The 18690-nt window shown below is 38.9% G+C and carries 24 protein-coding genes; 20 read left to right on the forward strand and 4 right to left on the reverse strand.

Annotated elements, in window-relative coordinates; translation table 11 throughout:
• The first annotated feature begins 8 nt into the window (after window positions 1-8).
• The 3 genes from DT065_RS16480 to DT065_RS16490 are packed head-to-tail and all read left to right on the forward strand — an operon-like array spanning window position 9 to window position 1212.
• Window positions 9-665, forward strand: coding sequence for a hypothetical protein (locus DT065_RS16480; protein ID WP_114375232.1), 657 nt, complete (start codon window positions 9-11; stop codon window positions 663-665).
• 5 nt (window positions 666-670) lie between these two features.
• Complete coding sequence (locus tag DT065_RS16485) at window positions 671-892, forward strand: hypothetical protein (RefSeq protein WP_114375233.1); 222 nt, start codon at window positions 671-673, stop codon at window positions 890-892.
• On the forward strand, window positions 889-1212 hold the full coding sequence (locus DT065_RS16490; RefSeq protein ID WP_114375235.1) for a phage head closure protein: 324 nt from the start codon (window positions 889-891) through the stop codon (window positions 1210-1212). Before DT065_RS16485 ends, DT065_RS16490 begins: the two co-directional genes overlap by 4 nt.
• 781 nt (window positions 1213-1993) lie before the next feature.
• Here DT065_RS16490 and DT065_RS16495 read toward each other — a convergent pair.
• Window positions 1994-3193, reverse strand: coding sequence for an IS110 family RNA-guided transposase (locus tag DT065_RS16495; RefSeq protein WP_114375237.1), 1200 nt, complete (start codon window positions 3191-3193; stop codon window positions 1994-1996).
• Window positions 3194-3598: 405 nt separating this feature from the next.
• On the opposite strand from DT065_RS16495, the gene DT065_RS16500 reads away from it, so the two are divergent.
• The 8 genes from DT065_RS16500 (at window position 3599) to DT065_RS16525 (ending at window position 8394) form a co-directional block, all read left to right on the forward strand.
• Entirely contained in the window at window positions 3599-4195 is a 597-nt protein-coding gene (locus tag DT065_RS16500) for a TetR/AcrR family transcriptional regulator (RefSeq protein WP_114375239.1), read from the forward strand.
• 73 nt (window positions 4196-4268) lie between these two features.
• Window positions 4269-4871, forward strand: a complete 603-nt coding sequence (locus DT065_RS16505) for a GNAT family N-acetyltransferase (protein ID WP_114375241.1) — start codon at window positions 4269-4271, stop codon at window positions 4869-4871.
• 333 nt (window positions 4872-5204) lie between these two features.
• Window positions 5205-5342 carry a hypothetical protein gene (locus tag DT065_RS20025; RefSeq protein ID WP_522731611.1) on the forward strand — a complete coding sequence of 46 codons (138 nt, stop codon included), beginning with the start codon at window positions 5205-5207 and terminating at the stop codon, window positions 5340-5342.
• 69 nt (window positions 5343-5411) lie between these two features.
• Window positions 5412-5927 (forward strand): conjugal transfer protein, encoded by a 516-nt coding sequence (locus DT065_RS16510; RefSeq protein ID WP_114375243.1) that lies wholly within the window; start codon window positions 5412-5414, stop codon window positions 5925-5927.
• Window positions 5869-6309, forward strand: coding sequence for a hypothetical protein (locus tag DT065_RS16515; protein ID WP_114375245.1), 441 nt, complete (start codon window positions 5869-5871; stop codon window positions 6307-6309). The genes DT065_RS16510 and DT065_RS16515 overlap by 59 nt, the downstream gene beginning before the upstream one ends.
• Window positions 6287-6811: a hypothetical protein gene (locus tag DT065_RS16520; protein WP_114375247.1), complete on the forward strand. Its 525-nt coding sequence runs from the start codon at window positions 6287-6289 to the stop codon at window positions 6809-6811. The genes DT065_RS16515 and DT065_RS16520 overlap by 23 nt, the downstream gene beginning before the upstream one ends.
• Window positions 6812-6816: 5 nt before the next feature.
• Window positions 6817-6981 carry a hypothetical protein gene (locus DT065_RS19050; protein ID WP_160112617.1) on the forward strand — a complete coding sequence of 55 codons (165 nt, stop codon included), beginning with the start codon at window positions 6817-6819 and terminating at the stop codon, window positions 6979-6981.
• A gap of 390 nt (window positions 6982-7371) precedes the next feature.
• Window positions 7372-8394 (forward strand): DUF3231 family protein, encoded by a 1023-nt coding sequence (locus DT065_RS16525; protein ID WP_114375248.1) that lies wholly within the window; start codon window positions 7372-7374, stop codon window positions 8392-8394.
• Between the two features lie 365 nt (window positions 8395-8759).
• Here DT065_RS16525 and DT065_RS16530 read toward each other — a convergent pair whose 3' ends face one another.
• Together DT065_RS16530 and DT065_RS16535 are read right to left on the reverse strand one after the other, a co-directional pair.
• Window positions 8760-9134: a Ger(x)C family spore germination C-terminal domain-containing protein gene (locus tag DT065_RS16530; RefSeq protein ID WP_114375250.1), complete on the reverse strand. Its 375-nt coding sequence runs from the start codon at window positions 9132-9134 to the stop codon at window positions 8760-8762.
• Entirely contained in the window at window positions 9083-9640 is a 558-nt protein-coding gene (locus DT065_RS16535) for a Ger(x)C family spore germination protein (protein ID WP_114375252.1), read from the reverse strand. The genes DT065_RS16530 and DT065_RS16535 overlap by 52 nt, the downstream gene beginning before the upstream one ends.
• Before the next feature lie 502 nt (window positions 9641-10142).
• On the opposite strand from DT065_RS16535, the gene DT065_RS16545 reads away from it, so the two are divergent.
• From DT065_RS16545 to DT065_RS16560, 5 genes are all read left to right on the forward strand, one after another.
• Entirely contained in the window at window positions 10143-10649 is a 507-nt protein-coding gene (locus DT065_RS16545) for a CBO0543 family protein (RefSeq protein WP_114375254.1), read from the forward strand.
• A gap of 284 nt (window positions 10650-10933) precedes the next feature.
• The gene (locus tag DT065_RS19055) at window positions 10934-11134 is read left to right on the forward strand and encodes a hypothetical protein (protein ID WP_160112619.1); all 201 of its coding nucleotides are present in this window, start codon (window positions 10934-10936) and stop codon (window positions 11132-11134) included.
• Window positions 11127-12245, forward strand: coding sequence for a GerAB/ArcD/ProY family transporter (locus DT065_RS16550; protein WP_160112620.1), 1119 nt, complete (start codon window positions 11127-11129; stop codon window positions 12243-12245). Before DT065_RS19055 ends, DT065_RS16550 begins: the two co-directional genes overlap by 8 nt.
• On the forward strand, window positions 12245-13417 hold the full coding sequence (locus tag DT065_RS16555) for a Ger(x)C family spore germination protein (RefSeq protein ID WP_114375258.1): 1173 nt from the start codon (window positions 12245-12247) through the stop codon (window positions 13415-13417). Before DT065_RS16550 ends, DT065_RS16555 begins: the two co-directional genes overlap by 1 nt.
• A 13-nt stretch (window positions 13418-13430) precedes the next feature.
• Entirely contained in the window at window positions 13431-14972 is a 1542-nt protein-coding gene (locus DT065_RS16560) for a spore germination protein (protein ID WP_114375260.1), read from the forward strand.
• 530 nt (window positions 14973-15502) lie between these two features.
• Here the strand turns inward: DT065_RS16560 and DT065_RS16565 are convergent.
• A complete protein-coding gene (locus DT065_RS16565; protein WP_114375262.1) occupies window positions 15503-15898 on the reverse strand; it encodes a hypothetical protein in 396 nt (131 codons plus the stop codon).
• Window positions 15899-15971: 73 nt separating this feature from the next.
• On the opposite strand from DT065_RS16565, the gene DT065_RS16570 reads away from it, so the two are divergent.
• The 4 genes from DT065_RS16570 (at window position 15972) to DT065_RS16585 (ending at window position 18674) form a co-directional block, all read left to right on the forward strand.
• Window positions 15972-16298: a hypothetical protein gene (locus DT065_RS16570; RefSeq protein WP_114375264.1), complete on the forward strand. Its 327-nt coding sequence runs from the start codon at window positions 15972-15974 to the stop codon at window positions 16296-16298.
• Window positions 16299-16312: 14 nt separating this feature from the next.
• The gene (locus tag DT065_RS16575; RefSeq protein WP_114375266.1) at window positions 16313-16600 is read left to right on the forward strand and encodes a helix-turn-helix transcriptional regulator; all 288 of its coding nucleotides are present in this window, start codon (window positions 16313-16315) and stop codon (window positions 16598-16600) included.
• 224 nt (window positions 16601-16824) lie between these two features.
• A complete protein-coding gene (locus DT065_RS16580) occupies window positions 16825-17391 on the forward strand; it encodes a DUF3231 family protein (protein ID WP_160112621.1) in 567 nt (188 codons plus the stop codon).
• A 566-nt stretch (window positions 17392-17957) separates the two neighbouring features.
• Window positions 17958-18674: a hypothetical protein gene (locus DT065_RS16585; RefSeq protein WP_114375269.1), complete on the forward strand. Its 717-nt coding sequence runs from the start codon at window positions 17958-17960 to the stop codon at window positions 18672-18674.
• Window positions 18675-18690 lie beyond the last annotated feature (16 nt).

Below are 18690 nucleotides of genomic sequence, written 5' to 3' on the forward strand. Positions count from 1 at the left end.
TGGTCACGATGTACTTTGATACATGGTACGAAAAGAATAAATGGGATCTGTTCTGGAAGAAACAACTTTTGAAGGCTGGCATTCAACCGGGTGAATGGTTGAGGGAAAATATGTTCTTCAAGAAAATCGAGCGTTTAAGACGAGAGTGCGAAGCGTCGGACGATCCTGATTTTGCCATTAGAAAAGCGCCAAAGTTTGATAAGCAATATTTTTTGTATAAATGGTGGGATTATCTCAGTTTTAAGCAAAAGATTTACTATCTTAAATTGGTGTGGATGAACTCAGGTGACGGAAACCTATATGGGTATGACTTTTGGCTGCCCTTTTTTGAAGAGGTTGGTTTTTTGAATACCAAGACCACTACGCAACCGGAAGAAATGGTCAAATTATATAGGGCAGCAGAGCCCGCCTTTCAACGGGGCATGTCCTGGTCGGATGACATAAACCTTGCCGCGCACTATTTGAGACACAACAGCGGGCTGTTAGGACCACGCGAGGTGTATGTGTCCCTAGTCTGGCCGGATGCCGTACTAGCCGTGTTTGAAGGGACGTTCGTTTCGTCGGAAGGCTTATCAGGTCAAAAAGAAGTGGCACGCGGCAAAGAATATGTCGTCAATCACCATAAATTGGGATCCATTTATTCATTATCAGAAATGGGAGAGTGAAAAAAATGACATTAGAACAGTTGGAACAGAAACTCGATGAATCCATGCAATCGTACGTGGAAAATGTTGTACATCGCATTTATGCTCTCCATCGTTTAGACGAAAAAGAACAGAAGCATCATTTTGCAAGTGAATTAGATAATATTTCCAGTCAAGTTTACTATACGTTTGTGGAATTTCAAGACGAAATCATTAAATACTTGAAGGAAAACGAGGGAGGTAAATGAACCTAAACTTTAAGCATCGGATTGAGATTGTGGAGATCGTACCCGGTGATGGGCCTTACCCCGGCGAGGATGAAGAAGTGTTAGTTACAAAAGCATGGGCAGCCATTAAGACCATGCAGGGGCGTGATTATGATTCAGCCGTTATTGCCGGGAATGTAGGCAAGACAAGGTTCATCATCCGTTACAAAGAAGGCATTGAACCGCACATGGAGATTAAGCATAAAGGTTTGTACTATGAGATCGAGAGCATGGAAAATGACGACGAGGAGAACCGCACCATAACTATGATCGGGAATGCGATCCTGCCACAAGACCGTTGATGTTTCCCGTCGGCGGTTTTTTTACATAAAAAAAGGCCACCGTTTGGTGGCTGGTAGATATTTTTAAACTTAAAAGGAGTGAAAGGAATGACACCAACATTCAACACGTTCGCAGATTGGTATCACCTTCTTTCATACTTCATTATACCATAAAAACGCTTGCAAAGCATGTAGAGGATCACCATACAATGCAATTAGTTTTGTGTTCGTGGGTAGTTGGTGTCCGAGTGCAAACGCAGGTGTCCGAAAAGTGACCGATAGTATTCCGGAATGCGATTTTTTGCCCATGCTTGTTATGTAAGAATGCTGTTATGACGGCGTTTATCAGTGACATATCCGTATGTAAAGCCGGCACATACACGGGCGGCATGATGTAAGTCTGCCCCCTAAACCCTTGAAACACCAGTGTATATAGGATTCTGTTGTCGTTTAGGAACGGAAAGGTAACAAAAAAGTAACATTTTTAGAGAAAAGTGTTTTAAAGGATGTTCCCGTAAAGGTGAGATACTTTTTGCGGGAGCATTTTTTTCATCTTGCGTCTTGTTGTGCAATACAAGCTGAAATTAGTATACTGAAACAAAGGTATACCTAACCTGACATGAGAGTTATTATTGAAACGGGTTCAAGAATGATGCGTCTTCAAGAATACCAGCTAATAGCTGTCAACATTTAAAGGTAAAAAAGAACAAAAAAACATGTTACACTAAAATTGTGCATGCCAAAGAACCTTACCGTTGAATCGATAAGGTGTCAAAAAATTGTGTGATTAAATCGTTGCTTATTATTGATCTACAAAGACTTCTTGACGTTTTAACATGGCATGGATCCAATGAACGAGTTTATTGGCACAAGCAATCACAGCGACCTTGTGTGGCTTGCCCTCGTCTCTTTTGCGCTGATAAAAGGCTATAAGCTTTTTGTTTCGATTTTTGGCCAGCCCGCATTGCACAGCTGAATAAAGAGCTTGACGCAATCTTGCTGACCCTCTTTTAGTGATTCGATTGATGGATGCTTTAAATTTGCCTGACTCAAAAACACTTGGGTCCAAACCTGCGTAGGCAGCCAGTTGCTTAGGGAGTCTGAATTGATCGATTCCCCCAATTTCGGAGATGATTGTTGCCGCAATCTTATCTCCTATACCGGGAACCGATTTGGTCAATTCGTAGTCATCAAAGGTCCGTGCAAGAGCACTTATTTCTTTTTTTAACTTGGATAGGTGCTCTTGGTATTGAAAAAGCATCTGAATATACAGCTGCAAGCTGATAAGCTGCCCCTGGCAGATAGGATGTTGAAAGGGATTACGTTCCGCCGCGCCCTTCAGTTGGGATGCTTTATCCAAAAACCATGCATGGGAGCGTCTGGTTCCGGATTGACGCATCTCGATGGCCAAGTCCTGTTTAGAGATCTGTCGAATGTCATAAGCAGTCGGATAGCATTGTAGAGTGTTTAATGAAAGGGTGCCATAAAGATCACTAAAAACCTTGTGATATTCCGGGAAAATCTGATCCAAAGCAGCCTGAAATTGAAGTTTGATATTCACATAGCTGTCCGTCAAAGCACTGTGCTGACGGGTTAAATGACGTAGATTTAGGTATTGCTCAGTCTTCCTCTGAAACACTTCCAGATCTTCTTTGTAGTAAAGCTCACCTAAATGAAATGCATCAACTTTGTCCGTTTTCACTTTATGCAAACTGGTTTTTTTGGCTTCCGAGGAAACCACTGGATTGATCAAGTAATACGTTATGCCATACTCTTCAAGACATTGGAGCACAGGCTCATGATAGTGCCCCGTGGATTCAAAGATGACTGCCGGAGGTTGTCCGGAAACCTGTTCCACTTCCTGATAAAAACGATAAAAGGCGTGAAGACCTTGTAAATGGTGTTCAAATTTAAAGCTTTGTTTATAAGCTTTTTTCCTTTGTAAAAAGGCTTGGACCTGGCTTTCTCCTTTGGCGATGTCCAGGCCGATGACAGGGTCCATATGTGATTACCACTCCTCTAATAAATAGATTTACCGGTGCGCCCCTCAAATCACTTGTAGTTTCATAGCTTCACTTGTTATACGGGATCGTGTCCCAACCAGCCTCAAACATGTTTCTACAAGGAGGGGTGGACAGTATTACGGACGGGATCAGTGTCCCACGGGCCAGATCGTCCTACCCCGGCTCCCTCAAGCATAAAACCTATTAAAAATAGGTCAACCAGAAATGACTGGCTGACCTTATAATATGAAGGGCCATTTAACGGAATAACGTTTCGAGATAAATGAAAGGTTTAGAAGGATAATTTTTAAATGAGGTTGCAATTTTAAGGTGCATCAATTATAATTAATAAAACGTTCGGTCAGTTTATTAATTATAAAATCAAGAATGATGGGGTAATCATTATGGCGAGACCTGTTGGTCAAGGAGAAAAAACGAAAAAACACATTGCAAAAAAAGCCAAATTTCTTTTTGAACAAAAGGGTTATGCTGCCACTTCCATGGAAGAAATCCGTGAATTCACAGAAATTAGCAAAGGTAGCATTTATTATCACTTTAAAAGCAAAGAAGAATTATTTTTGTACACTGTTGAAACAGCCAATAAATCCTGGAGGCAAGAATGGGAGACTCAAGCCAATCAAGTCACGACGGCTACAGAGAGATTATACTTGCTCGCCCAATACTATGCTTCGGATATGAAAAATCCACTGTCTAAAACCGTTCCAGAGTATATGGGCACGGAGAACATCGAAGATATGGTGAAAGAAAAGATTATCCATCTTTTGCAGCCTGAATATCATATATTTTATCAAATCATCGAGGAAGGCATACGTGATAAAGAGTTTGTAAGTAATAAAACGGTTGATGATTTAGCTTATATTCTTTATAGTACACTAACTGGTATGAGTGTTACACAATTCCTCGGTTACGATGAGGAGAAGTTTTATCTCCTTTACGAAAATGCGATTGATGTTTTTTTGAATGGGATATCTAAAAAGTAAGCCCCTAATCAAGGGGTTTTTAAACACATGTTAATAAACCGTACGGTCAGTTAAATACAAAGGTGGAAGTTAAATGGAAAGCTATGAAATTAGAGTAATGCCAATGAGAGAGTGTAACAGAGAGGTATCACGTGAGGTTTCAGCCGTTTTTGTTGATGGATACGAGAAAGACTTAGCTTTTCTCTCAAACAATCGAGAAAAGTTAATTGAAGCGTTTCAGAAAATGATCTGTCCAGATGTTTTTTACTTTGCCACTTTAGAAGGTGATATTGTTGGAATTCTGGCTTGTTCCAATAACCAGAATCGAGCATTGACAATTGATAAAACAATTTTGAGAAACTCATTTGGCTATGTGAAGGGGAGTATGGCTTTTCATTTTATGAAAGATGAGTTTAATAAAAAATTGTCTTACCAAGATGATACAGGTTATATTGAATGTGTTGCTACCACAGTTAAAGCGAGAGGTAAAGGTGTTTCAACTGCTTTGATGAGTTACGTATTGGAGAATGAGGATTATCATCGTTACATTCTAGAGGTTGTGGATACAAATGAGGTTGCTTATCGATTATATAAAAAATTGGGTTTTACAGAGTTCGAGCGAAAAAAGGAAGGTTTTTCAAAGATGAAAGGCTTTGAGCATAGAATTTATATGGAATTGTATGTCGCCAATAAGTAAACAAGAAAGAATTAAAATATGGCATCTAACAAAAATGCTTGTTCAATTAACGAGGCGCACATCAAGAATAATGATTTCGCTCGTTTTGGAAGTGTCCTTACTTTATTCATGCTATTATTGAAGGACAAGGGGGGGGGATACGGTGAGCACAGGTGTCTGGGTTGCTATTGGAGTTGCAATAGCTGCTGCAATAGGTTTGTTTGGAAAGTCACAAAAGAAGGAAAAAAATTAGTGATCAATCTTCCTGAATAGGGCGCAAGAGTTGAATAACTCATTGCGCCAGTCCCTTTTGAGAAGGAAGATCATTATTCATTGACTAAACGTTCATTCTTTTTGGTAACAAAGCATCTAGCTAAATTTCGAGTTGGCGCAGTGGTTAGTGCGTGCATTTTTGCCGGTATAGTCACATTCGTTGTTCAAAATTGGGATCAAGTAACGAATTGGATTGAAGCGTTAATTGATCTCTTATAGAAGGTAAATTTATGTTCCTGTCAATGATATTGGCAGGAACTCATTAAAAGATGTGAAAGGGGTGAATGTATGAGAGTGGTATTTAATTATCGTCAGGCGTTTCGAGAGCCTAAACGGATTCAACAATTAACGGATGGATACTCATTACCATTTGCGATTGAGTTAGTGCCAACCATCAATTTTCTTGTCTTTATGGCCATCACAGGGTTAGTCATGTATTTAGTGCGTTTGGTATTTCCTTTTACCTTTGAGTTAACGTTTGTGATTATTTTGATCGGTGTGCCTTTGTTTTTGACGGTGTTAATGCGAAAGGTCAATCCAGATGGAAAAAATATTTATTTGTATCTGTTTGGATTGCTTAACTATTTTGTGCGTATAAAACTCACAAATAAAAGGTTTTGTAATGATCGAGCGGTTGAATGGATGGATGATAAGAAAATAATGTTCCGGAAATGTGTAGAGGTGGTGAGAAGGAAAGATGGTCGAGTTACAAACGCCTATGAAAACAATGCAGGAGAACCTATTATTGACGAGAACGGGCGACGTTTGGGCGTATCATCGAGTACAACCAAAGTCCATTCCTAAGCAAAATGAAAAGGAAGTGCAAGGCCATAAAAAGCGTTGGCGAGAATTTTTGCAGGAATTAACGAAGTATCAAGATTTTCATTTTATGATGTATCCGCAGGAATATCAACTCAATGAACGCTTTGAGGATTTAAAGCAGGATGTAGCACTAGATACGGAGGATATGGCTGACTATTACTTGGGCGAAACAGCGTCTCTGTTAAATCAACGTTTAGGAACGGTGACGAAAAATGATTTTATTATTGGTGTTCGATTAAGAGCAGATATGATACGCGTGGATGCAGACATGAAGGAAAATGTCATGTCTATGTTTTCAACGGCAACAGATACTATTATTAATCTTTTGGGTTGGGAGCAGGATGTTACGACCAGCTTTCTTTGACCAATTTTCAGAAGCAGAAAATGAGTTAAACGATACGATGGCGATGGTTGATGGTGTTCCATTAACGCAAGATGAGATGATTTATATTAATCGTTATCATTTCATTCGTGGCTTAGATCATCAGGTGTCAGAAGAAATGGCGAATGCATCACGGAAGGCAGTCACAAACACGTTAATTGACCCTACGTCTCCATCCGTTTTAAAACTGAATAGTGATGAAGATGATGGGTATATCAGTTTTGTTGTTGTCGATGAATTTCCACGAAACATGGCTGATAGCGATTTATTTTATGAAACGCAAGCATTACCATTTCCCGTGGAAGTGGATATTAAAGCGCAAGTGGAAAGCAAGTCACAAACGAAAATGAAGTTAAATGTGAAAAAGAGACAATTACGTGAATCAGCGAAAGAACAAAATATGGTTGGTGATGAAACGGATGCGTCTATAAGTGAAAGCGATCAAATGATAAGACATTTAAAGGAAAACAAGATGCCATTTTAACTTTTTTGGATGCAGGGTTTGGCTTAACGACGGATTCAGTACAAGAACAGGTGCGCTCGATCGAGGATGTAGAGTTGTTAGATGAAGTATCACACAAAGTATTTTCAGCAAAATCTTATGAAGATGCTCAAGAGGTCATTGATAAAACAGCAAAGATGCAAAATGAATGATTTTACAGAATAGCGGGAGCAAAATCCTGTGTGGGTTCAGGTGCCATAGGCCGCATCACCATAATTCCTGATGCTGATTATTCTGGAACAACAAGCTTTCAGTATTACACGTTCGATGAGGAATTTCCACTATATAATGTGAATTTCGGGTGGGCGTTAGAAATATCATAATTTACATTCAGAAAAATATCACCAAAAAGAGGCCGGGATTTCTCGACCTCTTTTGGTTTGTTTCTGGGATTTAACAACTTCAAATAATTATGAATATTGAATATTTTAGTATATTGCCCTGTAAAAAATTTATACAACTCCTTTTCTAAAGTAATAATAATCAAAGTTGAGGGGAGCTTAAAGATAAACAGTTGAACTTAGTACGAGGAGGATTTAAAAATGACCACTTCAGACAACCTTTCCATTTCAGCGGCAGAATTGGGATCACTGTGGATGGGCTATGAAAACAAGACGATGAACATGAGGTTTTTGGAACACTACATTGAAAAGGCAGAAAACCCGGAAGCCAAAGACATTTTAGAGTCCTATTACAACAAGGAAAGTGAACATGTAGAAACACTGACAAAGATATTTCAGAATGAGGGGGCTGTGTTGCCGATAGGCTATACGGAGAAAGACGTAGAACCGGGTGCGCCTCGTCTGTTCGATGAAATGTTTGATATCATGCACTTACGTTTGATCACAATTATCAATATGGGGCTTTTCACCGTACATTTATCCATGGCTTATAGGGAAGACATACGAAAATTATACCATCGTTTTTCGGCTGATGCTCAAGAGGCTTATGACCAAACAACAGATTTTCTGTTAAAGCATTCGGCGATTCCCCGTCCTCCTTATATCACGATGCCAAAAGATATTGAGTTCACAAAAAGTAAAAAATATATGTCAGGATTTAATCTGTTATCTCGCAAAAGACCTTTAAATGCACTTGAAATTGGCTTCCTTTATCAACCGTTAGAGGCAAATACAATAGGAATGACCCTCATGACCGGATTTGCCCAATCAGCCCAAAATAAAGATGCTGCAAAAATTTTCTTTGATGGGAAGGATCTTTCAAAACAAATCATAACTAAATTAAGTGATCTTTTGCGTGAAAGTGATGTACACACCCCTTCTATGTGGGCAGGCATAGCAACAGATTCGACTAATGCTCCGTTTTCAGACAAAATGATGATGTATCAAACCAGCGTATTCACCAATTTTGGCATGACAAGCAGTGCCATCGGTTCTGCCTTTAGTTTACGAAGCGATTTACCTGCGAAATTGGCGAAATCCGCAACGGATATATTCAAATTCGCTAAAAATAGCGGGCAGGTCATGGTCGATAATGGATGGATGGAAGAACCGCCGCAAGCTATGGACCGAACACAATTAGCAAAGGGGCAAAACAACAAATAAAGACAAAAGATCTGGGAAAATAATTGAAGGGAGAAGAGACAGTATCACCAAAACATACTTCAGATCATATATCCAGAACCCTGCATCGGAGATCAATGATATAATAGAACTGGAAATGCGGATAAATTCTACGCTTTTTTAGGAACGTTTGACTGAGTATATAAACGAAGCGATCTTGGATATTCCAAGAATCGGATGAGTGAAGAAGACCGTGAGGATCACCAGATGGCTGAGGTTTTTAAAGCCCTGAGCCGCGTGACCACTTGAAAAATCTTTAGGTCTTGACCGATTTATACATTGAATATAAAAAAGCGTTTAAAGAACGATAACAAGGGAGCATGATCTTGGATAAATATAGTGCATATTCAAAATCCGATTGCATAAATGCTGATTTGCGAATCGTTCAGATTGATGTCTTGATCCCCTTCAATGATCTTCTCTTCATATCGAATTTTAACCCTGACATAAGGCTTCCCTTCTTTTATTTCTGTCTTTATTTTACCTTGACGTAAAAGGGTTTCTCTTGTGATATGTTTATCTGTGCCCGGAATAGGAACAAACCCTAGATTTCCGCCTATCCTCTGATTGATTATCGCCATAAAATAGCCAACTTGTAAACGTTCAATATGATCGATCATTCGGACCCCATTGAAATAGGCAAGGCCATCTAACCGAATTTGTTCCTCACCTACTGCTTGGAGGTAAGGAAGATAACCGTCTTGACCTTTGCTGGAGACCATTCCCCAAATAACCCGGCGTAATCTTCGGGGAAATTCCCCGCGCTGACCGCGTTTTCAACCATATTGGAAAGATATAACGTCGGGACAGCTTCCAAAGCCGGAGCGAGATCCATATATAGTGCAGCTTCTTCTTGGGAGACGACCATCCATGCGTTTCTCCGCACTTGCGGATTGCGCCTCAGGGATTCGTTGAAGCGCTCCACCCCTTCTTTGGCCACGTCTTCATTAACGACAATGACACGCAGCTGCCCTAAAAATATTGGTTGCGCCACTTCCTGCTGCAAGTTGCTGATCGCATCCTCCAGTGAATGGCCGGTCACGCTTAGCACCCACACCGGTTCTATCTCGCCTTCGTCTCCCGTCGGAGATCCCAAAGGGACTTCCCCCGGCACGGCGACTTGCACGGTCAAGCGAATCATTTCCGTATTCGGAGTATCTTCGAGATGGGCAATGTTGTCTTCTTCCTGTTCAGAGCCGTCCACCTCGTCAATGGCAATCGCAAGCACATTCCAAGCATTGCAAACAGAAGCAAGATGACCCCGCTCCGTTTCAAGGGGATCGCCTCCCTTCTTTTTTGTTTTCCGTTAGCGTGTCCTAATGTATTGACGAGGCCATAGTCGACGCAGATCTAAGGGTACATAAACTTCATTTCCATGTATTTGCTTGTGAATAAGAGGGTTTACGAAATATTCGTCTAAACAATCCCTCACTGTTTTTCGTTTAGCTTGAACGTCTACGCCCAATATGCTTGTGTTTTGATCTTCTGACATGTGCATCCAAAGATCCCTCTTTCCTTTTAATTTCACTTATAGGGTGTACCAAATTGTCTATTTCATGAGTTTTCCATCACTAAACATTAGATGGGGATTTTTGTTCTCACTTTATCCTTTAATCTTAATAAAGACATTTGGTATTCAAGTGGTGGCGAAAGATTTTCCTTTGTTTGTTCTTTAAGAGGTGAATAATTCTTTTTTCATGAAGCATCCTATTCCTATGGAGGTGTTTTCCATGAAAGGGAATAAAGTCGAAAAGATCCTTTTGCACGGTACGATGATTTTTTCAGTCATCATTTTAGCAATTTTATTACGAAGGAAAAAAACGTCGATAAAAGATTGGATACTGGCTTATTTAATTAACGGATTTACCAATGGAATAATAGATCATGTACTTACTACACACAAAAAAGTACTTAAATATCCCGTTCGTTATTTTCCCAAATTATTTAAATTAAATGTGGCATTTGATTTTCTTGTATATCCTACATTTACCGTTTTCTTCAATCAATGGACGGATAAAGATAAACCAAAGGCGATACTTTTTAAATTACTCACCCTTACAGTCCCATTGAATTTATTAGAACTTTTAATAGAAAAGAAAACAAATTTAGTCACATGGAGGAAAGGATGGAAGTGGTATTATAGTTTTGTGGCGATGACCATGAAGTCTTTAATAACAAAAGGTTTTGTAGTGTTTGTAGGAAAAGTTAGTGATAAACAGAATAATTATTTAAAGTAAGTTCTCTAAAAGAGGGGAAGACGGTAGCAATCGGGCGCGGTGGTGGAATAAGAAAACCAACCAACATGTGAAAATGCTTTTGATCTGCAGAAAATCGAATGAATATGAAAATAATGCTTTTATTGTTCGGAAATTGAGTAATGAAATGAGTGATGTTGTGTGACATCATTTTGCGAGTATATTGGCTCCAAGTTTTTAATTTCATACATAATTTCGGAAGGTTTGATCATGATAAAACATATGCAGTCACTCTAATAAGTGGTTAGAGGGAAGAGGTGAGTGATATGGAAGAATTATGGAACGGTTTGATGAGTTTGTTGCCTACATGGCTGTCAGTGACGCTAGCTAGCAGCACTTCTCTTCTCATTATTGTTGCTTATTATGTCAATAAATGGTTGAACAATGTTACAGCATCACCGTGGAAAAACGAGGTCAATCAACGCAAACGACGAAAAATCTTGGGAGAGATTAGTGAGAATGAATAGTCGGGAAAAATTCCAGATCAAGGCTCATGAAATGGCAGTTTCTCTTCTAGCTATAACGCCAAGTATTGGGTTTCTAAGTTCCCCCCGTGAATTAACAGAAGCGATGAATACTGCAGATGGCTGGTTTGTTATTATCCTCTATGGTTTTCTCACAATGGCGGTTATTTCAGTATATACCCACTTGCAACGAAAATACCCGGGCCAAAACCTTCTTGAATTTATTGGGCAAAGTAAATTGGGACATTGGATTGCAAAAGGGTTAGCGCTTTTTTTTATTGTTTTTTTCGTTAGCTTAATGGCTTATCAGTTACATATTTTTGGTGACGTAATGAAGTTGTACTTACTGATCTATACCCCACCAGAGTTCACGACTGCTTTAATTGTCCTGTTAGCAGCCTATGCTGTATCCAAAGGAACCCAAGGAATTATTCATCTAAGTTTGATGTTTGTTCCTATAACATTACTGTTCATCATAATTATGGTGGTTTTTAATATACCAAACGTAAATTTACAGGAATTACGACCTTTATTTCCTGAAGGGATTTCTCCCATATTAAGGGGAATGACGGTAGGATTTCCAGCTTTTATAGGGATTGAAATTTTATTTTTCTTTATGGCATCCATGAAGGAATCACAGATTAGAGCACTACCTTTAAATGTTTCCATTATTATTCTTGTGATTTTGAATGTACTGATATTGATGAGCAGTATTGCAATTTTTAGCCTGCAAGCTACAAAGCTGGCAACGTTCCCTACAGTTGAACTAGCTAAAGAAATTGAAATCCCTGGTGGATTTTTCGAGCGCATTGAGTCCCTCATGCTCACGGTATGGGTAATGTCTATTTTCAATGCTTTATCCATCAGCTATCTTTTGGCTGTTCAAAATATACAAGCCCACTTTGTTCCTCGGGTCAACAAAATTTGGGTAACAGCGGGTCTAGCGTTTATCGTGATCATTTTGGCCTTTGTACCTCAATCACTGTCTGAAGCTTTTATTATGAGGCACTGGGTTAATAGTTTAGGCCTGATATTGATTTTCGCAGGCTTAAGTTGTGGCTATTTATCTTATTGGAACCGTAGGCATCAAAACAACCTTAAGGGTGAGGACTGATGAGAACCTTCATGATTCGGATTCTGATCATTGGTATAGTCATATCCTCTCTTGTTGGATGCTGGGACTTAAGAGAAATCGAAGAAATGGGTTTTGTTATGGGGGTGGCTATGGATCCGGGAGAAGATAACAAACAAAGAACGACATATCAAATCGCTATACCAGAAGCGTTGAAAGTGGAGGCCGAAGGTAGTGGTATGCAGCAAGCTTATTTCAATGTCACTGGATCCGACTTAACGGATATGCAAGTCTCTCGTGATATCGCAACGAAAACGAGTCGTAGAGCAAACTTTGAGCACCTGCAGGTAATTATACTGAACCAGGAATTGGTCAAGGAGGGATTGACGAACCATCTCCTAGATTTCTTTCTCCGTGATCATGAAATGCGAACAAGAAATCTTGTCTTTATTTCCCTAGGTGAAGCAAAATCTGTTTTTGATACTGATGTTGATTTAGAAAATATGCCGGCCATGTATATGCCTATATTAGCTGAAAGGCATCGCCCTGTTTTACAAATGCCCAGGGAGATAACGATGGGTGATTTGGCATCCCACGCTATCGGGCGAAGGAGTTATTTGGTTCCTCTTGTTGAAGAAGACGAAGCAAATACAATCAAAATTGGCGGGGTAGCGATTTTTCTAGGAAAAACCAACACAATGATTGGCACCTTAGAGGAGGAAGACATTGAAGGCTTTAATTTAGTAGTCGGAGAAGCAGAACAAGGCGTCTTGGAGGTTCCCTTTGAGGACAGGGGAGTTTTCAACTTTGAGATTATGAACTTGAATTCTAATATCTCCTATGAGCGTAAGCAGGGAGAAGATTATTTTCAAATTCACATTCAAACAGAAGGCCTTTTGGCCGAAAAGTGGATAGATGGAATTGAAATAAATAATCCAAAAACCCTAATTCATCTCGAAGAAGCTGTCGAACAGGAAATGAAGAAAAAGGCTGAGGAGGTCATTCAAAAAATGCAGGAGGAATATCAGGCAGATGTATTTGAGTTTCTTCAATATGTAAGGGTGAAGGAATACAACTATTGGAACGAGATCAATGAGGACTGGGATGGAGATGGGGGACCTTTCTCAGAAGCAAATATCAATGTAGACATAGAGGCGAAGATCCGAAATTATATGTTGAATGAAAAATTAGAAAGAAAGGACAGCAATTCATAGGAGGTGTTAAGTCGTGTTGAAGAAACGACATAAAAAATTTAACAAGGAGACCAGACGAAACAACGGATATGACATCCAGACTTCTGAACACCTTTCCCAAAACGTGAAATCAGTTCGGAATATTATCGGTGAGAGTGATGACGTTATCCAAAGGGAGTTAACCATTGGCCACAGAGTTCCTGCTGTTCTTTTCTATATTGAAGAACTGTGTGACGAAAAAAAATTGGAAGAGAACGTCATTAAGCCACTTGTACAATTAAGCGATAAAGAGATGTCCACGCTGTTTACTGATAAGGGTTTAGAATATATTCAAAAAGAAGTATTAACGATTTCTGAGGCTTCGATCTATAGCACTTTTGATGAGGCCATTCTGCCAGTTATGCGTGGACAAACATTGCTGGTAATCGACGGGCTTGCTCGATTTATCGTTGTAGATGCTAAAGGATATCCTGACCGAGGTATAAATGAGCCTGAAACAGAGATTCTCATTCGTGGTCCTCGAGATGGATTTAATGAAACGTTACAAGTAAACCTTATGCTATTGCGGAAAAGAATCAACGATCCGAGTTTAACGATCCAAACCTCTAATGTGGGGCGCCGAGGCAAGACTAAATTCGCCATTTGTTATATGAAAGGCATCGCCACTACCGATTTGGTGGATGAAGTTCGATATCGATTGGCTTGTATTGATATCGATGAGATTCTTGAAACTGGGATGCTGGAACAATTTATGGAAGAAAATACATTTTCACCTTTTCCAGAAGTTTTACAAACCGAAAGACCGGATCGGACGGCTAAAGCGTTAACAGATGGAAGGGTGGCCGTTTTGTTAGATGGGACTCCTTTTTCTATCTTAGCTCCGGTAACGTTACACCAACTACTCAAATCACCAGAGGATATATATGAACGTTGGATGTTAGGTACATTTGTTCGGATTCTTCGTTATATGGCAGCTTTCTTCTCTCTCTTTTTACCGGGTTTATATATCGCTATGGTCTCCTTCCATCAAGGGATGATCCCCACAACATTAACGCTTTCCATCGCAGGAGCACGGGAAGGTGTCCCTTTTCCCGGTTTTATCGAAGCGTTCATTATGGAAATGATCTTCGAGTTATTACGTGAGGCGGGGAATCGTCTCCCTCGACCCATTGGTCAAACCGTTGGTATTGTAGGGGGTTTGATTATCGGGGAGGCTGCTGTTCAAGCTGGGATTGTCAGCCCGATTATGGTTATTGTTGTCGCTCTTACCGCGATCTCTAACTTTTCCATCCCTACGTACAGTGCTGCCATTAGTTTTCGTCTTTTGCGTTTTACATTGATGATCGCAGCGGCGTTGTTTGGCTTATATGGAATCATGCTTGTTTATATCGCAATCAATGTCCACTTAGTGGGGTTACGTAGTTTTGGGAGTTATTATACCTCTCCGTTTGCGCCCTATAATTTAGCTGATTTAATGGATGCCGTTGTACGGTTTCCAACAACCGTTTTACGCAAACGTCCAAGTAAACCTCGCAAAGGTGATGAATTTCGACAACCGCCAAAAAATAACCACTGATCTAAGAGTGTAAGGCTCACAAATTGTAAACCAAAATGCTTAAATGTACATAAATTCAGACCAACTGACGGAATATAATGGTATTCTGTAGTTTTTTGATGAGGGGAACCTGATTGTTCGTTATTGAAATATTACTATCCTCTCTAACCTTGTTTATCATCCGAATGTTTGGCATTCGGCCTTATAGGGGTAGTAGCAGCAAGACGTGGAAATCGTACGCTAAGTAAAATGAGAAAAATATTTCTAAAATAGTAAGTTATATTTAAGAAAACATCTTCCACAAACCACACAAAATTGAAATGTCAACTCACTCTGATCGATTCCATTATTCCATACACCAAAATGTCTCATTACCTGCCATCTAACGAAGGTATTCTTATAGCAAGTGCCATTGCCGTACCTATGCTTATTCTTGATTAATCGTTGTTCATGTAAAAAAGAACCGGACAAAAACGTTCCGATTCTTCACTTCCAAAGGTAGTATGACTCTATTGTAAATGGGGAAGTTCACCACATTATACGGGATTATTTTACTGTTTGTGGAAAGTCACTGTACCACTACCATTTCTGGTAGTAGAAACAATGTCAATGTAATATATTCCGGGCATCATATCAGAAAAAAAAGCACTGGAACCAGCGAAACTTTTATATGGGGTGCAATTTCCCGATTCAGAGTTACATAGACGGACATTAAGGTCACTAGAAGGTAATACTGATGAAACACCAAGTCGCACATGAAACATATGAGAATTTGGTATAACGCCATCCCATTCCCCATCACCTGTTGTGAATTGAAATTCACCATTAAAAGGTGGTTCAATTATATAATCTTCTGAACTGTATGCAGATGCTGTAGACGATAAACTAGTGAACACAAAAACAAATACAAAAGACATCATGAAAATAGTGAGAAATTTCTTTAGCATTGTTTTCACCTCCTTAACACACATTCAATAGTATAATTAGAAAAAAAACAATAGGCAGAAAATCTAAATTAGATTGGTTCAATTTTTTGCTCAATTTGAAATAAAAATTGGGGGAGAAATTTATCAACAAACATTTGAACTCATTAAACCGTTAAATAAGAGAGATATTTATGAATTACGAATTAATATAAAAGGTTTCAATTGGCGGTTTAGAGGAATATTTTTCCCTTATAAGTATGAAACGAGACAGTATTATTGTTTTATTTTTCCTTTTGAAAAAACGCCAAACGTTACTTTTAATGTAACTGATCATTTTAGAGATCGTGCTTATCGTATCTTGAATGATTTAGAGAAAAAACCAGAAACATACCACGAATATTTTAGAGAAACACCTTTTTAAGGGAGGTGGATAAAATGGATCTCATTAATTATGGCTACCGTGTAGCAAAGGGTACATCAGAGTTTGACGAAACATTTTTTAGCTTGTCAGCTCACCTAGGGAAGTTAGTATTTGCGACTAGATTGGAAAAAAAGCTGACACAGCAAGAGTTAGCTGAGCAAGCAGAAGTATCTCCAAAGACGATTCATCGAATCGAAGGTGGCGCAGGGGGAGTAACGGATAACACTTATGATAAGGTTTTTGATGTATTAGAGATTTCCGGAGAAGAAATAGGGGAATATTTTTTACAAAAAAGTCATTAGAAAAAAAGAAATTGTGCGAGCATCAACACTTTTCTGTGTTGGTGTTTTTAAAATTCGTTTAACTTGTTGATCGTTTAATGTAGAATGTAATAAGCTTATGCAACTCTTAAGCAAACTGGCCAAATTGTGAAGTAATAAAAAAGCTTTTGATGCTTATTAAAAATACATATTTTTCGGGGGGGGGTAAAATAAACCTAAATCCAAAAGAAAACTGGAGGATTATTATGCCCACTGTAAAAATGATGTTTAAAAACGCAGCGGATATTATAGAGTCCTTAACTGATAACCATAAAGATCCATTACATATCGGTGAAGCGATGGCATGTTGGACATATTATAGTTTTGTGTCGAGTGCTGTTATTATCGTGGAAATAGGTCTTAACACAACAAACGATACTAAATTGAGGAAGATTCTTCAAGATAGCCGTAAAATGATGAAATCTCATCAAAAGGAATTAGATGAATTTCTGCGACAGGGAGGCGTTCCTTTATCAGAGACGCCTGAAGCTAAGCCGAAATCTGATCCGAGCGCTGTACCGTTAGGAACAAAATTTACGGATAATGAACTGACTAACACGATTAATATTAACTTTGTGGCAGCTGCCGATTTGTGTGCGGTTTCAGCAAGCCAATCTCTTCGGAAGGATGTAGCAATGATGTTTCTAAAATTCCAAACCGATAAATTATCCCTTGGGCTGAAAATGAAGGAATTAATGCGAACAAAAGGCTGGCTTAAAGTACCTCCTTTTTATCATCCTCCAGGAGGATCGCCTACGGAAAATAAAAGTTAGGATATAAAAAGGAACCAAAGGTTTGTATGAATTGACTATGCCGCAAACAGGCGCGATTGTTGAGGAATGGAATTGACATGTTACTTTTTAAAAGGTAACAAAAAAGTAACGAAAAAAGCGTTTATTGATGAAATTTAACGAATGTACGTTCCCTTATATTGTGGGGGAAATATATAGTCACACAAGGGGATAAGGACTTTGTGAATATAAGTGAATATGGTTGAGATAAGGGCGGCATGATGTAATGCCCACCTGAAACTCTTGATATTAATGGCTCTATCCAACCCATTCTTTTGTCTGGTAAAGGGATCCGCAATGAGTGGTACATTTCCTTGCAAAGGGATAATAAAAAAGACCGCACAAGTGGTAAGAATCGTCCGCCGTTCTCAGGTGGTCCTATTTCGAGATTGTCAGCCTTTTTGTTTGTTCTTAGTTAACTTTTCTTTTTTTGTTTTCCGAAAATAAGATTGATAATAGTAGCAATACTTTTTAATTATTGAATTATCTGTGATAATGTTGTATGTTGATACTGGAAGGAATATAAAAATTTGGAAAGAGGTTTGTCTATGAAGAAAATTGTCATGTTTTTAGTAGCTGCCGGTTTTTCAGTATTCAGTATTCAGGGAACTGCATCAGCAACAACAAAGGATTCTATACCTGATCTCGAGATTACAGCGAACGAGTATGAAGAATTTTTAGAGACGCAAATTGCACAAACTTTTAATCATGAAAAGGATGGCATTGAAGATGACCTTTATGCTTTCAAGAACCTAGACGATGAAGAGCAAGAGGAATTTCTCGACATCCTTACAGATGTAGATCTTATGAGTGAAGTATTCGAAGCATCATTAGATGGTGAAAACAAAATATTAGATGAAGGAAACATTGAAGTAACAACTGAGGTTTCTCTAAACGATGATTCAGAATCAGCACTACATTTTACAGCTGTTCGGGTTGGAGACAGCTTTGATCTTTTAACACTGAGACAAGAAGTTCGCTATATAAAGGAAGAAAACTCTGATGGTGAAGAATATTTTGACGATGTGACAGATGGCAACCATGATGTTGTTCGAAACCTTCATCCTTTCTTAATCATTGATATTGAAGACCCGAGAAACTATTCAAGAGTAAATGATACAGTTGCTACATCTGAAGCTTTAACAATTGGAAAAATGGGGTATGGCGACTACAACTTCACATTTGGTCACGGAATCTCATCTGTACATACAACTACAGATGGGTTTGTGTGGGGAGGACATGATGATGAAGACTATGACTATTAAATGATTCATTAAGAAC

Origin of the sequence: Salicibibacter kimchii (assembly GCF_003336365.1) — a bacterium.
In the GTDB taxonomy this organism is placed as follows: domain Bacteria; phylum Bacillota; class Bacilli; order Bacillales; family Marinococcaceae; genus Salicibibacter; species Salicibibacter kimchii.